This is a genomic window from Methanolinea mesophila (assembly GCF_017873855.1).
In the GTDB taxonomy this organism is placed as follows: Archaea; Halobacteriota; Methanomicrobia; order Methanomicrobiales; family Methanospirillaceae; genus Methanolinea_B; species Methanolinea_B mesophila.
This window is the reverse complement of record NZ_JAGGKR010000001.1, coordinates 1,952,433-1,973,149: the sequence shown is the minus strand read 5'-3', so window position 1 is coordinate 1,973,149 and position 20,717 is coordinate 1,952,433. Positions and strand designations below refer to the sequence as shown.

The 20,717-nt window shown below is 57.2% G+C and carries 16 protein-coding genes; 8 read left to right on the top strand and 8 right to left on the bottom strand.

Translation table 11 applies throughout. The features are described 5' to 3' along the window. Nucleotides 1-1,977, top strand: a complete 1,977-nt coding sequence (locus J2741_RS09355; RefSeq protein ID WP_209675003.1) for a tetratricopeptide repeat protein — start codon at nt 1-3, stop codon at nt 1,975-1,977. A gap of 167 nt (nt 1,978-2,144) precedes the next feature. Here the strand turns inward: J2741_RS09355 and thiL are convergent, their stop codons facing one another. The 3 genes from thiL to J2741_RS09340 are packed head-to-tail and all read right to left on the bottom strand — an operon-like array spanning nt 2,145 to nt 5,807. After that, entirely contained in the window at nt 2,145-3,005 is an 861-nt protein-coding gene (thiL, locus tag J2741_RS09350) for a thiamine-phosphate kinase (RefSeq protein ID WP_209675002.1), read from the bottom strand. Next, on the bottom strand, nt 2,998-4,950 hold the full coding sequence (locus J2741_RS09345; protein WP_209675001.1) for a DUF460 domain-containing protein: 1,953 nt from the start codon (nt 4,948-4,950) through the stop codon (nt 2,998-3,000). The genes thiL and J2741_RS09345 overlap by 8 nt, the downstream gene beginning before the upstream one ends. Further along, nucleotides 4,947-5,807, bottom strand: a complete 861-nt coding sequence (locus J2741_RS09340) for a serine/threonine-protein kinase RIO2 (protein ID WP_209675000.1) — start codon at nt 5,805-5,807, stop codon at nt 4,947-4,949. Before J2741_RS09340 ends, J2741_RS09345 begins: the two co-directional genes overlap by 4 nt. 27 nt (nt 5,808-5,834) lie before the next feature. On the opposite strand from J2741_RS09340, the gene J2741_RS09335 reads away from it, so the two are divergent. Genes J2741_RS09335 through J2741_RS09325 form a run of 3 tightly spaced genes read left to right on the top strand, consistent with a single transcriptional unit; the run spans nt 5,835 to nt 9,221 of the window. Further along, a complete protein-coding gene (locus tag J2741_RS09335; protein WP_245249477.1) occupies nt 5,835-6,758 on the top strand; it encodes a TIGR00269 family protein in 924 nt (307 codons plus the stop codon). Further along, nucleotides 6,749-8,458 (top strand): potassium channel family protein, encoded by a 1,710-nt coding sequence (locus J2741_RS09330; protein ID WP_209674999.1) that lies wholly within the window; start codon nt 6,749-6,751, stop codon nt 8,456-8,458. Before J2741_RS09335 ends, J2741_RS09330 begins: the two co-directional genes overlap by 10 nt. 16 nt (nt 8,459-8,474) lie before the next feature. After that, nucleotides 8,475-9,221, top strand: a complete 747-nt coding sequence (locus tag J2741_RS09325; protein ID WP_209674998.1) for an NAD+ synthase — start codon at nt 8,475-8,477, stop codon at nt 9,219-9,221. Here J2741_RS09325 and J2741_RS09320 read toward each other — a convergent pair. Next, entirely contained in the window at nt 9,199-9,906 is a 708-nt protein-coding gene (locus J2741_RS09320; RefSeq protein WP_209674997.1) for a glucose-6-phosphate isomerase family protein, read from the bottom strand. The genes J2741_RS09325 and J2741_RS09320 overlap by 23 nt on opposite strands. Beyond that, on the bottom strand, nt 9,906-11,123 hold the full coding sequence (locus J2741_RS09315) for a COG1361 S-layer family protein (protein ID WP_245249474.1): 1,218 nt from the start codon (nt 11,121-11,123) through the stop codon (nt 9,906-9,908). The genes J2741_RS09320 and J2741_RS09315 overlap by 1 nt, the downstream gene beginning before the upstream one ends. A gap of 124 nt (nt 11,124-11,247) precedes the next feature. Between J2741_RS09315 and J2741_RS09310 the strand changes: the two genes are divergently transcribed. Beyond that, on the top strand, nt 11,248-12,024 hold the full coding sequence (locus J2741_RS09310; RefSeq protein ID WP_209674995.1) for a TrmB family transcriptional regulator: 777 nt from the start codon (nt 11,248-11,250) through the stop codon (nt 12,022-12,024). On the opposite strand, the gene J2741_RS09305 is transcribed toward J2741_RS09310, so the two are convergent. Beyond that, entirely contained in the window at nt 12,018-12,764 is a 747-nt protein-coding gene (locus J2741_RS09305; RefSeq protein WP_209674994.1) for a DUF128 domain-containing protein, read from the bottom strand. The genes J2741_RS09310 and J2741_RS09305 overlap by 7 nt on opposite strands. A gap of 63 nt (nt 12,765-12,827) precedes the next feature. Here J2741_RS09305 and J2741_RS09300 point away from each other — a divergent pair, with 63 nt between their 5' ends. Then, a complete protein-coding gene (locus tag J2741_RS09300; protein ID WP_245249472.1) occupies nt 12,828-13,778 on the top strand; it encodes a hypothetical protein in 951 nt (316 codons plus the stop codon). A gap of 8 nt (nt 13,779-13,786) precedes the next feature. Next, nucleotides 13,787-15,130 (top strand): FAD-dependent oxidoreductase, encoded by a 1,344-nt coding sequence (locus tag J2741_RS09295; RefSeq protein ID WP_209674993.1) that lies wholly within the window; start codon nt 13,787-13,789, stop codon nt 15,128-15,130. 25 nt (nt 15,131-15,155) lie between these two features. Here J2741_RS09295 and J2741_RS09290 read toward each other — a convergent pair whose 3' ends face one another. Continuing rightward, entirely contained in the window at nt 15,156-16,730 is a 1,575-nt protein-coding gene (locus J2741_RS09290; protein ID WP_209674992.1) for a PEP/pyruvate-binding domain-containing protein, read from the bottom strand. 20 nt (nt 16,731-16,750) lie between these two features. Then, nucleotides 16,751-18,700, bottom strand: a complete 1,950-nt coding sequence (locus J2741_RS09285) for a hypothetical protein (protein ID WP_209674991.1) — start codon at nt 18,698-18,700, stop codon at nt 16,751-16,753. Nucleotides 18,701-19,086: 386 nt separating this feature from the next. Here J2741_RS09285 and J2741_RS09280 point away from each other — a divergent pair, with 386 nt between their 5' ends. Beyond that, nucleotides 19,087-20,652 (top strand): beta-ribofuranosylaminobenzene 5'-phosphate synthase family protein, encoded by a 1,566-nt coding sequence (locus J2741_RS09280; RefSeq protein ID WP_209674990.1) that lies wholly within the window; start codon nt 19,087-19,089, stop codon nt 20,650-20,652. Nucleotides 20,653-20,717 lie beyond the last annotated feature (65 nt).

Sequence of the window (20,717 nt, the reverse complement as noted above, 5' to 3'; positions counted from 1 at the left end):
ATGATGAAAATATTCCCCGCCATCGTGATCGTATCCCTCCTCGCAGTGATATTTTCCGCTGGCTGCCTGACCAATCAGTCGGAATCATCCCTTGACGCGGGGAAACAGCTCGAGGCCTCGGGAAAATATAACGAATCACTCGAGATATACGATTCGATTGTAAAATCAGAACCGGGAAATGCACTTGCGTGGACCCGGAGAGGTATGGCACTCCAGAACCTCGGGCGGAACACCGAAGCGATCGAATCGTTCGACCATGCCCTTGCGCTGGATCCGAACCTTGCGATCGTCTGGGGGTACAAGGGCAACTCGCTTCAGACTCTTGAAAGATACCAGGACGCCCTTGACGCCTACGACAAGGCCCTGTCCATAGACCCTTCGCTCGGTGTCGCCTGGGGGTACAAGGCCATTGTGTACGCTAGGATGGGAGATTATCAGAAGGCGCTCGATGCCTTCGATACGGCCATTGAGGTTGACCCGAAACTTGCGATAGCCGCAGAGAACAAGGGCGACCTCCTCCTCCAGATGGGACAATATAACGAAGCGCTGGCCGCGTATAAGAACGCTATAGCCATAAATCCGGAACAGACCAGTGCCGCGAAGAAGATCGGGGACCTTTACAAGGCTTTCGGGCAATACAACGAGGCCCTGCAGGCATATCAGTACGCACTCAATATCTCCCCGAACAGCACCGTTCTGCTCTCCAGTGAGGGTATCGTGCTCAACAGCATGGGACGATACACGGAAGCAATCCAGGTATATCAGAGGATAAACGACCAGAACCCTGGCGACGCTTCTGCATGGGCGTACAAGGGCTACGCGTTGAACAACCTCGGCAGGTATTCCGACGGTCTGGACGCAAGTGAACGGGCACTGGAGGTCGACCCGGAGAATTCGGTGGCATGGAATAATAAAGGGTTTGCGCTTAACAGCATGGGTCGTTACAGCGAGGCGATCGAAGCGTACAATGCATCCCTCGCGCTTGACCCGGAGAATTCGGTGGCATGGACAAATATGGGCTACGCCCAGGCCAGCATGGGTCAGGACAAGAACGCCCTTGTCTCGTACGACAAAGCACTCGCCCTCGACCCTGACATTTCTGTCGCCTATGCCTACAAGGCGAATTCCCTGGTGAACGTGGGACGCAGCAGCGACGCACTGGAAGCCGCCGGAAAAGCGCTGGAACTGGACCCCGGAAGCTTCATGGCCCTGATGGCGAAAGGAAACGCCCTTAATGCACTCGGAAGGTATCAGGAGGCAGCAGATGCCTACGATGCCGCGCTCACGATGAACCCGCGCTTTACTACGCTCTGGATATCCAAAGGACTCGCACTCCATAACATGGGAAAATACCTGGATGCCATTGCCGCATATAATAAGGCCCTGGAACTGGACCCCTCCAACTCCGTCGCGTGGTCCTATGAAGTCTCGGCGTACCACAGTCTCGGAAGAGGAGAGGAGACCACCCGTATTTACGATAAAGTACTCAGAGACGACCCGGAAAACATTCCCGCACTGATGAATACCGCGTACGCGTTCGACCGGCTCGGGGACTATTCCGATGCCATCCGTCTCTACCAGAAGGTCCTCGATATTCAGCCTGACAACACGGTGGCGATGCTCGACCTCGCCTACGAGCGGATGAACCAGGGAGGATATCTCCCCGCGATCCAGATGTATGACAGGGTGCTTGCCATCGACCCGGATAATACGGAGGCCTACATGTATAAGGGGATCGCACTCTACAGGAATGACATGTTCGAAGAAGCGCTCGAGTCATACGACGCACTGATCGCGATCAACCCGAATATCTCCATGGCTTGGGCCAACAGAGGCTTCGCGTTGATCAAACTCGGCGATATCAGCGAGGCGATCAGTTCGTTCGACCGGGCACTCGAACTGGATCCCCGAAACACCGACGCACAATACGGGAAGATCCAGGCAATCCAGGTAAACTGGCCCAACTACCCGGGATAATCCCTTTCTGTAATTTTATTGTTCCTGATAACGGTATAACCGGTCGTATCCCGAGTTACCTGACCCGTACTTGAACATCTCTCCGCCTGCAATTCGTGCACTTTCCTGATCCACACAAACCGCCCGCGAGATCTCCCGAATCAGTCCGGGCACTCCGCTCGGCCGGGTTACCAGGAGTGCTGGTATCCTCTCCGCGGGAGGGGGGCGCCATCCATGCTGACCTCTTTTTTTGAGGTGACGGATCCGATCGGGGTGGCATCGACCCCTTCCACCGGGAGCATGCCTGCCGGGCAGGTAAAAAGGAGCTCGTAATCTCCTCCGCCGAACAACGCACATTCGAGACCCTTGTCCGCAGGGATCCCTGGAATTCGTGGAATACATCGTGAATCGAGGGCGAACCCCACATCCCCGGCGAGGGACAGGTCATAGAGCGAGAGCGCCAGTCCGTCGCTCAGATCCATCATGGAGGTCGCTCCCGCCGTCCCCAGGATCTGCCCCTCCTTTACCCTCGGTCTGGGCTCGAGAAGATACCGATCGAACTCCTGGTAGCCCTCAAGCGCTGCCTGGGCCCTCCCGGGAATTCCGGTAACGCATATGAGGTCGCCAGGCGTGCCCCCCCGCCTCCGCACAATGTGAGTGCGGGAGACTTCGCCGACTCCGGAACTCACGAGCGTGAGCTCGTCATGATGGTCGAGGTCCCCCCCTGCCAGGTCCGTTCCGTACGTATCGCAACAGTCCTTCGCTCCCTTCAGGAGCGGAGCGATCGCGGTGTTTGCATCCAGTCCTACGGCGAGGAGCACAAAACAGGGCCTGGCTCCCATCGCAGCGATATCGCTCAGGGTCACCGCCACCGAGGTCCACCCGATCTGCCACTCCGACATCCTTTCAGGAAAATCGGTTTTTCTATGGAGCATATCGGTCGATGCCACCAGGTAGCGCTCTCCGGCGGGAATCACCGCACAGTCGTCGAGGCAGCACTCCTTTCCTACAATCTCCATGACTTCACGGAGGAGCTCCCGATCATCCAACTTTCTTCATCTCCTTTCCACGTTCGGACCGGTATTCTTTGAATATATGCTCGAGCATCTTCGCCTTCTTCTCGAGTTCATAGGTCTTTCGCCGCTCCTCCCAGTCGGAAAGGGCATCGTCGACCATTTTTTTATTCGCCGAGCCTTGTTTGCCTTTTACCCTGGCATCGACATCCTCCCCGTTAAGAAGGGGGATGTTATACTCATGGAAAGGCTCCATGAACCGGGGGTCGCCGGGAATGCTCTCCTCGTCGCCGACCACCAGGCCCATGATGCCGGTGCCAGCGAGATCGCGGACCACGTTCCGGCTCCAACCGTCGATCCTGGCGATGTATACGAGCTCTCCTTCCCGGAGCCCGAACTCCTCGATCAGGGACTTTAACCCTTCCCTGGTAAACGAGACGAGAATCTTCAACGGGACTGCATTTTCCTGCTGTTGCAGGCTTTCAAACTCCTTCAGCCGGCTCACCCGTTTCCGTAGGTTCCTGTTTACCCGTTCTTCCCGCCTGACCCTTTTTTTCAGGCTGGTGATGATCGCATCGCGCTTGACGATCTCGTTATCCTTCCGGATCTTGTCTTCCCGGTGAGAACGTATCCTCCTCAACCTTCCCTGGAGACGGATGATCTCCCTGTCCTTCTGCTTCGATTCCTCCTGCATCTCCTGTATCAGAGAACGTAACCGCTTCACCGTCCCGTCGAGGATCCGGATCCTTTCGTCACCCGGAGCCTGCACTTCAACATGCGGGGTCACGGTGACCTCCGGGGCTTCCCGCCCTTTGATCTCCCCCAGGGCCTGTTCCACCGACAGGCCCCGCACTATCGCCGCACGGACTTCGTCCAGGTCGTAGCCCGGAGGTACTCTCTTCTGGATACTCTGGAACTTGTTCTTATAACTCCTGTGTGCATCGAGGGCCGCTGAAAGGGCATCCCGTTCGTGGTCGTTTTTATACGGGTGAGGGGCCGCGAGATCGAGCTTGGTTTCCACGCTCATATCCTGGCGCGGAGTATAGGCCACGCCGTTGAACGCTCTTCGTATTTTCTCTACTGAATACGGCATTTCATGAACGTCGGATGCGATGATCAGCGGCTTTCCCACTTTGTACAGTACTTCGGTAACGTCCGACATGGACATCTGGCGGGAGCTGGAGAGGTGAAGCAGGTTCCCTTCGAGGTCCAGGGCCGCGATTGCGGTGGTGGTACCGGGATCGATCCCCACGATGAGGTATTTTGGCCGTCCAGTCAGCGGTTTGAACCTGATCCGGTCCAGTTTTTTCCCGCTGATCCGAACCTGGACGTCCGCCCCGCGGTACATTGCGACCGGCATCTGATCCCTCGGGGCGAATACCTGGAACGAGACCCTGCTGCACCCTCCGAAGGCACGTGTCTCTTTCTTCTCGTACCGATGCCCCGCGGCAACCAGCTCCATCTCAATCTCCCGCGCTTTCTGCTGGACCGCCCCGTGGATCTTCCGCACATACCGGTTCTGGCTCCATCCTCCCTTCCCGGGGGAGCGGTGCCTGCTCACCACGATGTCGCTCGTATTCTCGAACGCGATCACCTCGTATCCCGCTCCGAGAGAGGCGACCCTCGCAATGGTTCGTGCTTCTGCAAAAGGGTCAAAGCGGTTGAAACTGATATTGAACCGGGCGGCAACCTTGCCGAGGCTTTCTTTTCGCTCGCCACCGGTAACCTGGACCAGGCGGACCGAGGGGGGCATTGCCTGGAGAAATGCAAAGAGGTCGTGCTGGTCGACCGATATCTCCTGGAGACTGTCGACCGCCAGGATGTCGGGCTTTTCATTCGATAAAATTCTCTCCAGCCGGAACGAGGAGATCTCGGTCTCGGACAGAATTTCCTGGTCATGCATCCGGACCAGGGCATACATGGGGCGACGGGACCTGGACCTCACCGACCCCCTGATGATATCGATCCCGTATACCTTCATCGCATCACCAGCGCCATTGCGTCCTGCAGGGCATAGGATATCCTGTATTTGCGGTCGAAATACCGGATTATATTGTCCACGTCGCGGGCAAGGATTTCTTCTGCATTGGGATGGGCGGGGTCGATCCACTGGGGCCAGTCGATGAGGTAGACCTGCTCGTCCCCGTCCACCATCACGTTGAACTCACTCAGGTCTGAGTGGATTATCCCCGCCTCGTAGGATTTCCGTACGTTTTCGAGTATCGCATCCAGTACGACCCGGGGTTCGCTGAGCCTGCACCTGTTCAGGGTCGCCCCGGAGATGAGTTCCATCACTACCACGTGACGGTTATGATCGATGGGAAGGGGGACGCTTACCGCGGGCTGCAGGCGCTGGAGCGCCTGGTATTCCCTTTCAGCCGAGTATCCCGAGGCAAAGATCCATGGGCAGTGTCCCTGTTCCGGGAGGTATTCCCGGGTGACCCGGGCAGACTGGAATGAGCGCTGCCCGACGTGGTGAAATTTCAGCGCCACCGGGCCCAGCCCGAGGCCTTCGTATACAAGGGCTTCTTTCCCCTCGCCGATCATGCATCCCAGAGCGCTCACCGTTCCTTTTCGCGTGAGCGAGATCAGGGCGATCGTATCATATCCTGAAAAGATAAGCGTATACCCTTCGTACGGCACGGTATCGTACCGGACCATGCCCCAGTCCATCAGTCGTCCCAGGCGGTAGCTCACTTCCGACTCCGAAAGCCGGACGGTTCTGGTGAGAATATCAAGGGGAACCCACTGGTAACGCTTCATCAGGCGTTCCAGGGCGACCAGTATGCGGATCTCGTATTTATGCAGTTTCCGTATATGATCAGCAGAAATTCCCATGGTTTCTACACATTTTTATCTATCCTGATGATAAAGGTTGATCTGATACCCTATATGCGCTGCACCAAATGCCTCCGGCCTGCCATAATATTCCAGCGTTATTCCGGGCTCCACCTTTGCGAAAGCCATTTTATCCAGGACGTGGAGACCAAAGCGAAAAGAGCCGTAAGGACCCACCGGTGGATTCTGCCGGGAGATCGTGTCGGGGTGGCGATAAGCGGAGGCAAGGACAGCAGTGCACTGCTCTACTTTCTCGAGAAGATCCTGTCGCCCCGGAAGGACGTGGATCTCATCGCTATCACGATAGACGAAGGGATCCGGGGGTACCGTACTCCGGAAGCCCCCCGCGACCTTGCCAGGGGAATGGGGATTGACTGCATTACCGCCTCGTTTGAAGAAGAATACGGGATCCCCCTTGACCGTATTCTTGAGCGGACCGGTGAGGCCCAGTCCTGCTCCTATTGCGGGGTCCTCCGGCGTCACCTGATCAACAAGGTCGCGAGGGAGAACGGGGTGACCAAACTCGCCCTCGGATTTAACCTCGATGACGAAGCACAGAGTATACTGATGAATGTCCTCCGGGGAGATGTTGCCCGGCTCCAGAGAAAGGCAGTCCCTTTTCCCGGAATGGTCCCCCGGATCAAACCGTTTATCCTCGTCCCTGAACGGGAGGTCGCACTCTACTCCTTTCTTAACGTGAAGGGCTTCGAACTGGGCCGCTGCCCGTACTCCCATAACGCCCTCCGGGCAGAAGTTCGCCTGATGCTGAACCAGTATGCCTGGTATCATCCGTCCGCCCGCCATTCGCTGGTAAATCTTGGCGAAGAACTCTCCGGGACGACGTCTCCCGGAAAATCTCCGGAGAGAGGGGTGTGCCGGATATGCGGGGAGCCGTGCGGGACGACATGCAGGAGCTGCGAGATCCTCGGGCAGGTGAGACAATGGTCCTGAACAAGAGAGGATTCCTCTGGCGCCTGGTTCACGGATCGGGGAGGATGAAGATTGCGTTCTTTTTCTCCCTGTTCTTTCTTCAAATCGCTGCGTATACGTTCCTTTTCCACTATGCCTACCCGATCCTCGAGGAAAAGCCCATCACCTGGCCTGCAGCGCTCCTTTTCGTGATGGAGACGGTCACCACGACGGGGTACGGAGAACTCCTCCCATTCCAGAACCAGATCACGGTGGGGATTACCATCCTGATGATGCTCACCGGGATCATCCTGATCTTCATGATCGTGCCTTTGCTCCTTGTTCCTTACCTAAGCAACCTCTTCTATTCGACCCCCCCGAGGAAAACCCCCCACGGCATGTACGGTCACGTGGTGATCATAGGGTTTGGCGAACTGACCAAGTCGCTCATCGACAGTCTCCTCATATCAGAGATGGACATGGTCATCGTCTCTGACTCGCAGGATGTCGCAAGGGAGCTTACCCGGAAGTACGGGAGAAGGGCGTTCGTCGTATGGGGGGATTATTCAAACCCTGCGACCTGGGCAAATTCCTGGGTCCGGACGGCGAGCAATGTCGTGGTGAACGAGGACGAGAAGATCACAGCGAATGTCATCCTCGGGATACGTGAGATAACCCGGGGACGGATCATCGCGGTGGTGGACAAGCTTGCATTCGACCGGTACCTTCATTATGCCGGGGCCGAATACGTGCTCTCGCCGAAGCACGTCACCGGCCAGATCCTGGCCCGCCACGCCGCACTCTCCTCCCATGTGAGCACAATAGTGGAAGAGACCATCACCGACCGCGAACCCCGGGCACCGGGGACCGATCCCGGGAAAACACTGCGACTTGTCAATATCCCTGTTATTCCCGGGTCCAGGGCCGCGGGAAAGAGACTCGGGGACCTCTCCCTCTTTACCAGGTATGAGATCGAGACACTCTTTCTCTCGCAGGGTGGCCGCTATTCGTTCGAGCCCGGGGACGACGATATACTCGACACCTCAACCATGCTCTTTCTCCTCGGATCGGTGCAGCATATCGGAAATATGATGGAGCAGGAGTTCGTTATCGACGAACGGGGAAGTTCGCTCGCGGTTATCGCCGGGTTCGGAGACGTGGGATCCGCCGCATACAGGGAACTTACCGGGCTCGGGATCGACTGCGTGGTCATCGACCAGAAGGAGCACCCGGTCTCCCAGGTGATAGGTAACGCCGAGGATGAGCGGATCCTCCGGGAGGCGCATGTCGAGGAGGCGCAGTTCTGCATCGTAGCTCTTAATGACGATACACTGAACATTTTTACGACCCTCATGGCACGGGACTTAAACCCGGGAATCAGGATCCTGGCCCGTGCCAACGAACCGGTATCGGTGGACAAACTCTACCGTGCGGGTGCGGATTACGTCGCCCTGCTCCCGAGCATCGGAGGGCAGGTGATCGGGGGGGTCGTGCTCTCCGACATCGTGCAGGTCATCCTTAACCTCCCTGACGGGAGGAAAGTGGTCAGGAAACGGGCGATGAAGGTCCTTTCACAGAATATCGAATGGATAGAGAAAAAAGCCGGGGTGAAGGTGATCGGTATCGAGGGGCGGAACCGGTCGCTGGTCAGGCCCGGCCCTGGCGAGGCGCTGCAGGAAGGAGACGAACTGATCGCAATGGGCGATACAGAGGGATTGAGAAAATTTATCCGATTATTATGATGGCTGAAGGTGTGATATGAAAGGCGATCTTGGTTGTGCGATGGGCAGGATAGAACAGATGATCCGCTACACACTCTGGAACAGCGGTGCGGGCGGCATCGTTATCGGGATTTCCGGCGGTATAGATTCTGCGGTTGCTGCGGCGTTCTGCGAGAAAGCGATAGGAGGCGGGAACATTCTCGGATTATCGATGCCAAGCGCCGTCTCGAGGGAGGAGGACCTCCTTGATGCCAGAGCCCTCTGCGAATACCTCGGGATATCACATATGGTAGTGCGGATAGATCCCATGCTGGACGCATACCGGGCGATGCCTGGGTTTATGGAGACCCCGTACCTCACTGGCAACCTGATGGCGAGGAGCAGGATGGCGATCCTCTATTATTATGCGAACCGGGACCGGCGGCTCGTCTGCGGGACCTCGAACCGGAGCGAGTTTCTGCTCGGTTACACCACGAAATACGGGGATAACGCCGGGGATTTCCAGCCGATCCTGCACCTCCTGAAAACAGAGGTCGTCGAAGTGGCACAAGAACTGGGCATTCCCGAGGCCATTATTAAAAAAGCTCCTTCCGCAGGGCTATGGCCGGGGCAGAGCGACGAGGGGGAGATCGGGATGACCTATGCCGAGATCGACACGGCGATCCGTGCGCTGGAAGCGCAGGAATGGCGACCGAAGAACAACCGGGAGGAGAAGGTGCTCGAAATGGTCAAGAAAAGCGAGCATAAACGTTTACCGGCCCCTAGTCTGGTCGGAATCTGCTGAAACGGTCAAGGTAGCGTTCCGGGTTGTTGAGGAGCCCGGGCAGCTCCCCCCCGTGTCCCACCAGTTCGTACAGCGGGGCATTTATTTCCCTGAACTCGTTGCCGAGCAGTGACGGCTCCGCGATGCGGAGCGGCGGCAGGTCCCGGTAGCGGCTGTTCTTTACGAATGATCCGTCGCATTGTTCGTAATACGCCGCCCCCTGGTTCTGTTCGAACTCCTCGTATTCGCTCCTGAATTCCGTCGAGACGAGGTTGCACATGCTAAGTCTGCACGATCCCGGGTTTATCGTGACATGCCCGTACCCCGGTGGGATGATCACCACATCACCTTCATACGCGGGGATCACTACCACGTCGTGCAGGTCCCGATGCTGCAGCAGGTAATGCGCTTCTCCCGAAATAACCTCGTAGATCTCGGGGTACCCTACACCTGCGGCATTTTTTGGATGATAATGCCCTTTGGTCTTGACGAACTCGCCGCATATCTGGCGTGGGGGGATGATGGTCAGGTCGAACCGCACATTGTGGCTCTGTAACCAGAGTTTATCTCTCTCAGACCGGGCCAGGTCCCGGTACATAAAATAGAGGGGGGTATCCGTTGCGCAGGCAGGTGACTGCAGCACCCGGTGCATATCGGTGCCTGTGCGGATGTCAGGCTCGGGAAGGGTCCATCCCCACAAAACCATCAGTTCTTCTTTCGTTTTTGGTACACATAATACCCGACCCCTCCCACTATCCCGAGTATGATGATGATTCCTATTATCATCGGCAGGGGGGATCCGGCCGGGGCAACCTTCACCTGGACTTTCATGGTATCCGAGATCTGGCTGTTGTCCAAAGCATCCCTGTACCGGATCTCAGAATCAAGCCCGTAATCTTTGGCAACAGCCGCCTGGTCCACGCTCACTTCGTAGCGGGCGATAGCAGTGTCCCCTGGTGCAAGGTCACCGAGGAACGCGGTATCGTCGTTGCTCGTGAACGGATCGATCGCGCTAATCCGCGCCTGGGCATTGTACGCCGTAGTATCTCCGGTATTCCTGTATTCCACCTCGATTACCTTTTTGACTCCCGGGGTGAGCTCGCCTGGTGTCGAGATCACTTCGAACGAAACCTTCCCGCCCACAGGAACCCCCACGGTCACGGGATCGGAGGTCACCGTGTCCCCCTCGTGGTCCTGGTACACTGCGAGAAGGTCCACGGGGTACGTCTGGGCGGTTGCATCGCGGGATACCGAGACCTTGAATGTGCAGTCCACCGTCTCACCAGGGCTGAGGGTGCCGATGTACACGCTGCTGTCTGTAGGGATGAGGGGACTGTTCCCATTGCGGGCGATCTTTATGATGGTCGACTCGCCGGTCTCCAGACCGGTATTTTTCACTTTAACGTGCAGATATCCCTCGTTTCCCACATTCAGGTGTTCCGGGTCCGCGGAGACGACTTCCAGTATCACCCTTGGTTCTATGGAGACGGGGAGGTCGATAGTCTCCTCGACATCCTTATAGATATACTGGATGCTGTCCTGACCGATCTGTTCAGCGGAGCTAAGGTACGTGTATTTGACCGTCAGGGGGAGCACGTATCTTCCCGCAGCGGCATCCGAGGAGAACTTCACTGCAAAGGATGCCGATGCGCTCTTCCCTCCAGGGATGTCTCCCACGTTCTGGGGATCGGATTTGATGACGATAGGGGCATCCCCGGGCGAGAGTGCGACACTTACCAGTTTTGCGGTATTCGGAAGGTCATCGCGATCGACGATCCCGGACTGGACAAATTTTATATCGATAAGCCCCTTGTTTTCGATTTTTACATTGAGGGTGGTGTCCTGGCCCGGGGAGAACTGGTTGGAACCTGAGAGTGCTGCGGAGATATCGGGACCCCCGGACATGTACTTGGTCCCAGCCATAACCGGGGATACTATTAAGCCCATTATAACGGCTATTAACGCAAGATATCGCAGATCCATGGTCGATCACTTGTTGTTATTGTAATAACAACATTTATTATTCTACTATATATATAGGTAATTGATGACTGAGTTGTCACCCCAGCAACTGACGATTGCGGAATCTCTCAAATCTCTCGGTTTAACCAAATATGAGGCACTGGTGTACATTGCACTGCTCCGGGTCACCGGTGCGACCGCGACAGAGATCCACGAGATATCCGGGGTGCCACGCGCATCGGTCTACCCGGTCCTGGACAGGCTTCTTCAAAAGAACCTTGTTGCAGTCTCCCATACAACCCCCAAACGTTTCACCTCGATCCCCCCCGATGAAGGGATCGACAGCCTGCTTAAGACCGTGGAATCCGACGCCAGGCAGGCGAAAAAGATCCTCAACAAAATGTACCGGGAGCGCTCCTCGCCCGATCGTGGAAACCAGGAGCTGATCTGGAGCATCTACGGGAACGAGAATATCAGAGTCCGGTTGATCGATATGATCTCCGGAGCGGAAGATTCGGTGAAGATCATCTTCTTTCACGGGTTTTTAAAGCAGGAAATAACCGAGATACTCTCCGAACTGGCAGCCCGCATCTCGGTGGAGATTATTACCGATCAATGGGACGGCCAGGTTCCCAAAGGGATGAATGTGCATATCAAGCAGGGGCCAAAAGATCACGAACAGATAACGCCCCGGTCATTTGCCGGAGGCGTCTTCCTGGTCGACGCGAAAAAGTCCATGGTACTGATGGGCTCAAATGAAGAGGGGTTTACCGCGCTATACTCTGAATCGATCGGATTTTTACGGTTTTTTTCAATATACTGGAATTTTTTCTCCGCATGGGCCGGCACGGAGGCTCAGTAATCCAGTATCTCGATCATGGTATCCGCTTCCATCAGTCCCTTGATGGCGTGGGTGACGACATTAACCCCGTCTTCTCGGATCGCGGCTATCGGGTTGGTACCTCCGACCGCGACTATCCCCATGTACTGAGGGTCGACCGCAACGCCTAATGTGGGTGTGTTCGGGAGGCCCACGTCCAGTATCCCCGAAAAACTGCTCCCTGCAAGGTCGTCCATCACTTCCCCGATGAGGGCCTCCGCCTCCATATGGCACTGCCGGATGTTTGCCAGGATGTTTCCGCTGCCCTTCCGCATCACGCTGGTGATGGAGGTGATCTCCTGAGATATGAGGACCTGGAGCGGGTCGATGGTCGTATGCTCGTACAGGATGATATGGGTAAACCTGCGGGGGATTCTTCGCTCGATCTCGACGACTCCGCCGCCGATCGGGTTGAGCGGAACACCTTTTTTTAAGAGGATCCCATCCAGGGTCGAACTGCACATGGTGATTATCGCGGTCTGTCCCTGCGGAACCACGAGATCCCCGATCTTTTTTCCGGCTTCGATGAAACGGACAAGTCCGCTGACACAGATCCCCGATTTATACGCGTCCTTAAAAATTGAGATCGATGTCTCCAGATCCTTGTCGTCAACCAGGGAAAGATTGTAGACCACTTTTCCGGTCCCTTCCCGCGGGTCGAAGGTCACCTGCATCGCATAGTCTTCAATCGTGTTATTCACAAACTTCAGGGGGAGACTCATCAATAATTCTTCATTCATTGCAATAGAAAAATTGTTCTATAAGGCTGGAGGAAATGTACGTTGATGGACCAGAATTTGCGGGAACGGGCAAGGGTTGCGATGAGAGGGATAATCTCTGCAGCAGGTTACGAGGTTTCGGAGGTTGATCCTCCACTTGATCTTTCGGCAATAAAAGGTAATGAATGCCTTATCGTGATGATCAACGACGATACCGACGAGATCAGGGAGTTCGATTCCACCAGGTATACGGTAAAGAACGACGAGCAGGAGCTATCCTGCAGAAAACTCCTGCTCTCCTACGATGAATCTGTCAGGGCGGATAACAGCGTCGTCTGGGGGCAGAAGGAGTTCATGAGGTACGCGGGAGAAGCGACCCTCGCACGGGTAATGGACAAGGAACTTGTCCTGTCCTTTTCCGCGGAACCGGCCAGGGCGGAACCTACGCCCAGGGCCGAAGCACCGGCACCTGCCGGTTCGGGAATCTCCCTGCTCCACCTTCCGGTCAAGATCAACCGGCAGTCAGCCGAGAAGATCGCCAATACCCAGGGGAATGCGACCCTCCGGTTCATGCCTCACTGGTACTACCATTTCGTGAGTTCCGGTGAACAGGTATACAAGGAAAAACGAATCCCCTTCGATTCCGAAGGCAGCGGGGCCATGAATGCGATCAACGGCAGCTGCATGGGATGGGACCTGGCCTCCGCGATCGAGGACGAGGTCCCTGCGGAAGCGGATATCGTAAAACCCCATATCACCAAAGAAGATGCATCGGAGCGGATCTTTAACGAGCTCGTGGAAAAACTGACCCAGCACGTGCGTCTCAGGCAGGTGAAAGGAGACGCGATATTTTACGAAGAGAAGGTGATCAAACCCGAGAAGAAGAACATCGCCATCGAGATCAGCCAGGTGTACGTGCCGGTCTGGCAGATAAGGGGCAAGAAGATCGTGGAGATCAATGCGTTCAACGGGGAGATACTCACCGAACCGATGGATGAAGGCGTGGAAATTCTGTAACTCCGGCCATGATCACCGTTGTCGGCGGGGGGCCCGCAGGGCGCAATGCGGCCGTATACATGGCACACGCGGGTGAGGAAGTAAGGCTGATCGAGTCCGGGGGGAAAAGCGGCATCGGGGGTCAGTGCCTCCATTACGGCTGTATGCTGGTCTGCGGTCTGAACGACGTGGCCAGGGTCAGGGCCCAGTCCGCCGTACTCCGGCGGAGAGGAATACTCGGGTCCCTCCCTGATATCGATTTTGAGGCGCTGGTCGCAGGCCTTTCGGAAGTGCAGGGAAAAATTGCGGAATTTCTCGACAAGGAAACCCGGGATGCCGGGATAGAGATTATTTACGGGAAAGAGGCCCATGTACAGGGGAAAACGGTCCTTGTCGATGACGACCCGCACACCCCTGATCACCTGCTGATCGCAACCGGCTCGTGTCCATTGATACCGGATGTTCCCGGCATCGGGCTTCCGGGGGTCTATACTTCGCATACCTTTTCGGAGATTCCCTCCCTTCCGCGCAGGATAACCGTGGTGGGGGGAGGGATAATGGCGGCCGAATTTGCATTCATCTTTCAATCCCTGGGGAGCACCGTGGACCTGGTGTCAAGGAGCGGGTTCCTTAAAAATTTGGATCCCCGGCTCCGTGAGGCTGCGATCAGGGACCTCTCCGGGATCACCCTTCATGAACACGCCCGTCTCGTCGGGATCGGAGGTGAAGAGGCTGCAGGTTCGGTACGGTTCGTACACGAAGGAGAGCCGGAAGAAGTGAATTGCGATGCGGTCTTTCTCGCCGCGGGACTTGCCCCCCGGTCGGAACATATATCAGGGATCGAAAAAGGGGCCCTTGGAGAGATCCTGGTAAACGGGAGAATGGAGACCAGCGTCTCCGGGGTATACGCTGCGGGGGACGTGACCGGCTGCCCGTGCCTGACCCCGGTCGCCCGGCGGGAAGGAATGGTTGCGGCCGATAATATTCTCGGGAGACCCTGCGAGATGAACTATACCTTGATCCCACAATCGATGAACCTTATGTACGAGTACGCGTTCGCCCGGAACGCGAAGACGGAAGGAGTATCGCTCTGGGTTCCCGGCCCGGCCGGACCGGGTACCTTCTGGAGCGTTCCGGAAGGCCGCACAGGCATGGCAAAACTCACCGCCGACCCGGATTCCGGAGAGATCGAAGAGATATGTGTTGCCGCACCCGCCGGGGGAATCATCGCGGCTTATTCCACGTTCCTGGTCAGTATGGGAGTAAACGTCCACGATTTCCAGAAATTCCTGGAAGTCCACCCGGAAGCCGACGGGCTCTCTTCCCTGATCAAGTATGCATCCCTCCGGTTCGGTCGGGAGAACCTCACCTGATGGGGGGGCAGGATCTCTCCCTGCATCACCCGGTATTTTCCCACGAGTGGACCGTATCGATCAAATCCTGGGGTTTTTCAAGGATCACTTCAACTTCTCCGAGGTATACCCTTCCGGTGTTGCCGTCGATTGTGATTACCTCGCCTTCCCGCAGTTCCTGCCCACCGATGGTACATCGGTGGCGGGGAAGATCGATCTCCAGCGTCGTGCAGTTCACCACGCAGATCTTTCCGAGCTGCCGGGCTACCACTGCCGCATGGGAGGTTCTTGCGCCACGGGAGGTAAGGAGTCCCCTGGCGAAGTGGATCCCCGGCAGGTCGTCCGGTGACGCAGTCTCGCTCACGAGGATCACGTCCTTTCCTTCCTCCGCGTCGCGAGCCGCCCGCTCACTGCTGAGGGCAATCATTCCCGAAGCCACTCCGCTTGATGCCGGAACCCCGATTGCCACCGGATAATCGCGGGAACTGATCTTCTGGACCGAGATCCGGTCGATGTCTACATCCCGCAACATCCACAGCGCATCGGACGAGGTAAGTATACCCTCCATCACCATGTTTACCGCGATGGCAAGTGCCGCATACGGCGACCGTTTCCCTATTCTTGTCTGGAGGATGAAGAGATCGCCGTCCTGAACGGTGAACTCAATATCCTGCATATCGTGGAAATGCAGTTCGAGCATCCGTCCGAAACCTGAGAGTTGATCGTATACGCCGGGCATTGCCGCCCTGAATTCATCCTGGGTTGTCGCGGCCTGGTCACCCGAGACCACGTCCTCTCCCTGGGCCCCGAACTTGAAGTCTATCACCAGCTCGTTATCGCCCTTCCACGGGTTCCGCGTGAAGGCCACCCCGGCACCGGACTGCGATCCAAGGTTGCCGTAGACCATCGCCTGGACGGTCACCGCGGTTCCTCGCGCACCCTCCACCAGGTTCATCTTCCGAAACGCACGCGCACGCGGTCCCTCCCAGGAGCGCAATACCCCGAGCGCGGACAGTTCGAGCTGAACCATCACGTCCTGCGGAAAATTTACTCCTGCAGTAGAAAACTCCTTCTCATACTCGTCGCACAGCTGCTTCAGGCTGTGTGCATCCAGTTCGACTTCGTCCCGGATGTCTTCCGCGGCCATCGCTTCCAAAAGCCGGGCATGGAACCATCCTCCATCCAGTCCGTATATGGCCTGCCCGAAATTCTGGAGTGCGCGCCGGTAGGTGTCCCAGGCGAAACGAGGGTTCCCTGTCAGAAATATCAGGCCCCGGACCGTTTCCCTGGATAAGCCCACATTCAGGAGCGTCTCCATCACCCCGGGCATCGAGGCCGCGGCCCCGGACCTGACCGAGACCAGGAGGGGGTTTCTCGCCCCCCCGAATTTACGCAATGTAGCCCGTTCAAGGAACGATATCCCTTCCCTGAGCAGCTCCCGGAGATCATCAGGCGCCTTTCCGCCCCCCGCAAAATATTCCTCGCACAATACGACCGAAAGTGCGAAACCAGGAGGGACGGGTATCCCAAGGCGTACCAGCTCCGCCAGCCCTGCGGCCTTGTTTCCGAAATATTCGGCGGTTATCTCCTCATCCACGGTGCCGGGGCCAAACCTGATCATCCTTTTCCCGAGATTTTCCATCATCCCCTCCTGCTCATCTGCTCGAGCATGGCGTCGCGGAGCAGGAACGCAGCCTTCATCATCGAGTTGGTGGACTCCTCGACAGTTCGTGCGATCTCGGAAAAAAGCCAGAGTTCTTTGTAATCTGTGGTCTCCATCAGGATGGACTTCTGGGCTTTCCTGAGTTCTTCGTCGCATTCCCTCTCGAGCCCCACCACACGGTCTATCGCGAGGAGGAAATCCTGCAGTTCCTCCCGGCTGTAGGACCGGTGCAAATACCTGGAGGCCATGAGAGCCCGGAGATATTCCTGACAACTCCTGACCGCGATCTCAGCCATCGTCACCAGCTCCTCGCTCACTCCCCTGGAGGACGATATCCCGGGGACCAGGGTGATGAAATAACAGGCCTCCTCGAGATAATCGAGGGCGTCGTCGGAGGTATGCATCAGCTCCTCGAAGAACCCGCCCTCCTCGATCCTCCGCGAGATCTTCCTGACCTCGTTCACCAGTGCATCGGCCCGGCTTTCCCAGATCTTTGCCCTCTTTGCATTCCGTGTGACGAACTCCCCGTTCATCCTCCGCCGGATATGGAGGAGGGAGTCCCTTGCCACCATCGCGACCTCGATAGTGTAGGTGGCGTGATCCTCGCATATCGTGATGAGGTCCTCGTGTGCGGAACGGAAATACCTGAGCAGTTCGGTCCGGATCTCGTCCTGGATCAGCTGGTGGGACTGGCCGGCAACGAGCCCCGATGCCGCGGTCTTCATCACCCACTGGAAGTATTCCACGGTCTTTTCCCGGCCCAGTATCTGGTAGAGGGGTTCCCCGTACCTGATGGGCACTCCCGCGGCGAACTGGAGGGCTTCGTAGATAAGCTGCTCTCCTCCTACCAGAAGGAACGCCATGTGCCCGTAATTGTGGTCCGCCGCCCACTTCAACACGGCAACGCTATCCCTGTTCGGAAGGAAATTCCGCATCTTTTTGCGGGCCCGGTTCCAGTCGATCAGGAACACAAGCCTCGAACCGAGGAATTCAGCGAAGCCAAGGAGATCTTCCCTATCGCGGGCGTGATATCTCCCGACCGAGAGGTGATACATCTTCTTCTCGAAGTCTTCGGCACCTTTCCTCGAGAGCGTATCCTCCCATCTTATCGTACCGGGCGGGAAAAGGCTGTGGAAAAACTGGACGCGAGGCATGTGGATATCGGTGTAGATAACCGACACTTCCTCATCGGTCACGTTGATCACCAGGACATGCGCATCGGTCATCCCGATGTCATTCTGGATCACTATCTTTCGGCCCGTTCGTGTCGCGGTGGTCCCCAACCCGGGATGCCCGAATTTCAATGGGGCGTTCCGGTTCACTCCGGCCATGAATGCCCTTATGATGTCATGATCGCCGGGCTGGAGAAGATAAGTTATCGCACCGTCTACGGTCTCACCTGAAAGCTGGCTCTGCAGCCGGTTCAGGGCCTGATGGAGGTCGATAACCAGCAGGTGCACGCTGTCGTTCTCTTCCGGGTCTCCCGATGTTATGTCGAGAATGACACTCTTACGCACCAGGTCGTCCGGCGCCGTGCCGATACGCTCCATGAGCCCCAGGGCACGCTCTTCATACCGTTCCGTCGCCTCCGTAGCCGCCATCTTCAAGGGCAGGATCATCTCATCAAGACACTGCTTGATCTCAGAAAAGATCCCTGCCACCCGGGGGATCCTTATCGTATCGGGGGAAACCATGCTGCTCCCGTGTACCACGGTGTCCAGCTGGCTGTCGGTGATCCCTGCGGTCTCCCGCTCGATGCGCAGATTTGAATATTCGCGGTACGGTTCCAGACCTTTTGCGAGGGCGGCCTGAAGAAGTGTAAAATAGTATTTTATCCTGTCGTTCGCTGCCAGGGCATTATTAACCAGGACCGGAAGAACCAGCTCGTTCTCCCCCAGTTCCCGGATTATTGACTCCTTTGTGGTCAATGCGACTCCACTATGCGCGGGGTTGGCACCCGAATGTAGAAAAACCCTTCGCCGATATATGGTTTTTCGACAGAGAGGACCGAGTCTATAGAGAAAACTCCCGGGTTCCGGCGGGGGAATGTTCACCCTACGGGTGAAGCGGGACCAGATTCATGGATCCCGGGACAGCGGGAATATGGATATCCCAGTGCTCCCCGGGTATCGCCCGGAGGATCAAATCCTCCTTATTGATCCTTCAATTTCGGAGGCCGATTAAAGATTCCATTTCAGGATATGCGTGGAATTCGACCGGACCGGATTTCTTAAAAGGTTGCCCTGACTCGGGAAGGGCGGAGTCCGGGCAGGTCCCATATCTTCATCTTTTTCCGCTCTGATGTACTTTCACCATGCAATCTCCCGGGAAGCCTGACGGGGATGCCGGGGATCGTTTTTCTTCCAGCCTCCGGAGCATCGAAGAGGACGTCGGCCCCCTTTCCCCCGTGCAGAAGATTCTCATAACCACGGACGGGTCCGTTACCCGCCTGCTGGAGGCGTTCACCGGCTCGGGGATCGGGATCGTCACCCTTCACCAGCAGACCGTCGAATCCTCCCCGCCGGAGTCCGCAGTGCTGGACGTAAACCCCGGAGAAGCGGTGAACCACCGGATCGTCGAGATCAGGCGCACGGATACGGGCGCCGTGCTGCTCCACGCGACCTCGTTCACCCCGCTTTCCAGGCTGGAGCCCGAATGGCGCCAGGACCTGGTGAGGGCGGACGTCCCGATAGGTAAAATCCTTGCCGGGCACAAGATCGAGGCCAGAAGAGAGCTCCTGGACGTAGGACTGGAACCCGCCGGAGTGAAAATGGCCGGGATATTCGGGATCGACCCCGGCGATCTCCTCCTCAAACGGGAATACCGGATAATCCACCGGGGACTCCCGCTCATTGATATTCACGAGAAATTTCCTCTGCAGTCCTTCTCCAGGGGGGCTGGTGTGGTCATTCGCGCTCCTTCTCGTCTCCATTTCGGGCTCATCGATCTCCACGGGGGACTGTCGAGAGTTGACGGAGGGATCGGCCTCGCCCTCTCGCACCCCGCTACCATCCTTTCGGCCCGTCTGGCACCGGAATTGCACGTTGAGGGGGGGACCCCGGAAATGAACCGGAGGGCCGCCGAGGCGGCCTTGTCAATTCTTGCCCGGCAGGGAATATCTGGCGGTGCGTTCCTTACCCTGCATGCATCACCCCCTGAACACGTGGGCCTGGGAGCGGGTACCGCCCTCGGTCTCTCGGCAGCCCGGGCCGTCTGCGAACTCTACCGGATCGAACTCCCGGTCAGGGATTTGGCGAGGGCCGTTGGGCGGGGGGGGACCTCCGGGGTCGGTACCGGCGCGTTCGAATTCGGGGGGTTTCTCCTCGACGGCGGCCATAGTTTTGGAAAGTCTGCAGATAAGGAATCTTTTCTCCCTTCGGCGGCATCCAAAGGGCTTTCCCCACCGCCGCTTATCGCGCGGCACGCCTTCCCTGAAGAATGGAAGATACTCCTGGTCATTCCGCACGGTCTCCTCCGGGTCTACGGCGAAGAGGAACGAGACCTGTTTGCCAGGGCGTGTCCAGTACCGGAGGGCGAAGTAGGTGAGACCTGCCGCGAAGTAATCATGAGGGTCCTTCCCGGACTGGTGGACCATGACCTCGACCTGTTTTCAGCCGGTGTCAACCGGATCCAGCACCTTGGGTTCAAGGAGGTTGAACGCTCCCACCAACCTCCGTTACTCGGGGACCTCCTGCGTTCGCTGCGGTCAGCAGGTGCCGCGTGCACGGGGATGAGCTCGTTCGGCCCCACGGTCTTCTGTATCACGGATTCCTCCCCGGAGGCGCTGGAACGTGCCGCCCGGGAGACGCTCCAGGGAATGCCTGCATCGTTCATCCATACCTCGGCAGCCAACAAAGGTGCACTGATCAGAACATTATAGACAGGACCCGGGATAGGACCCCGGTGGGATCGCCCGGGCTCCGGGCGAACTTTTCCCTTTTTCCA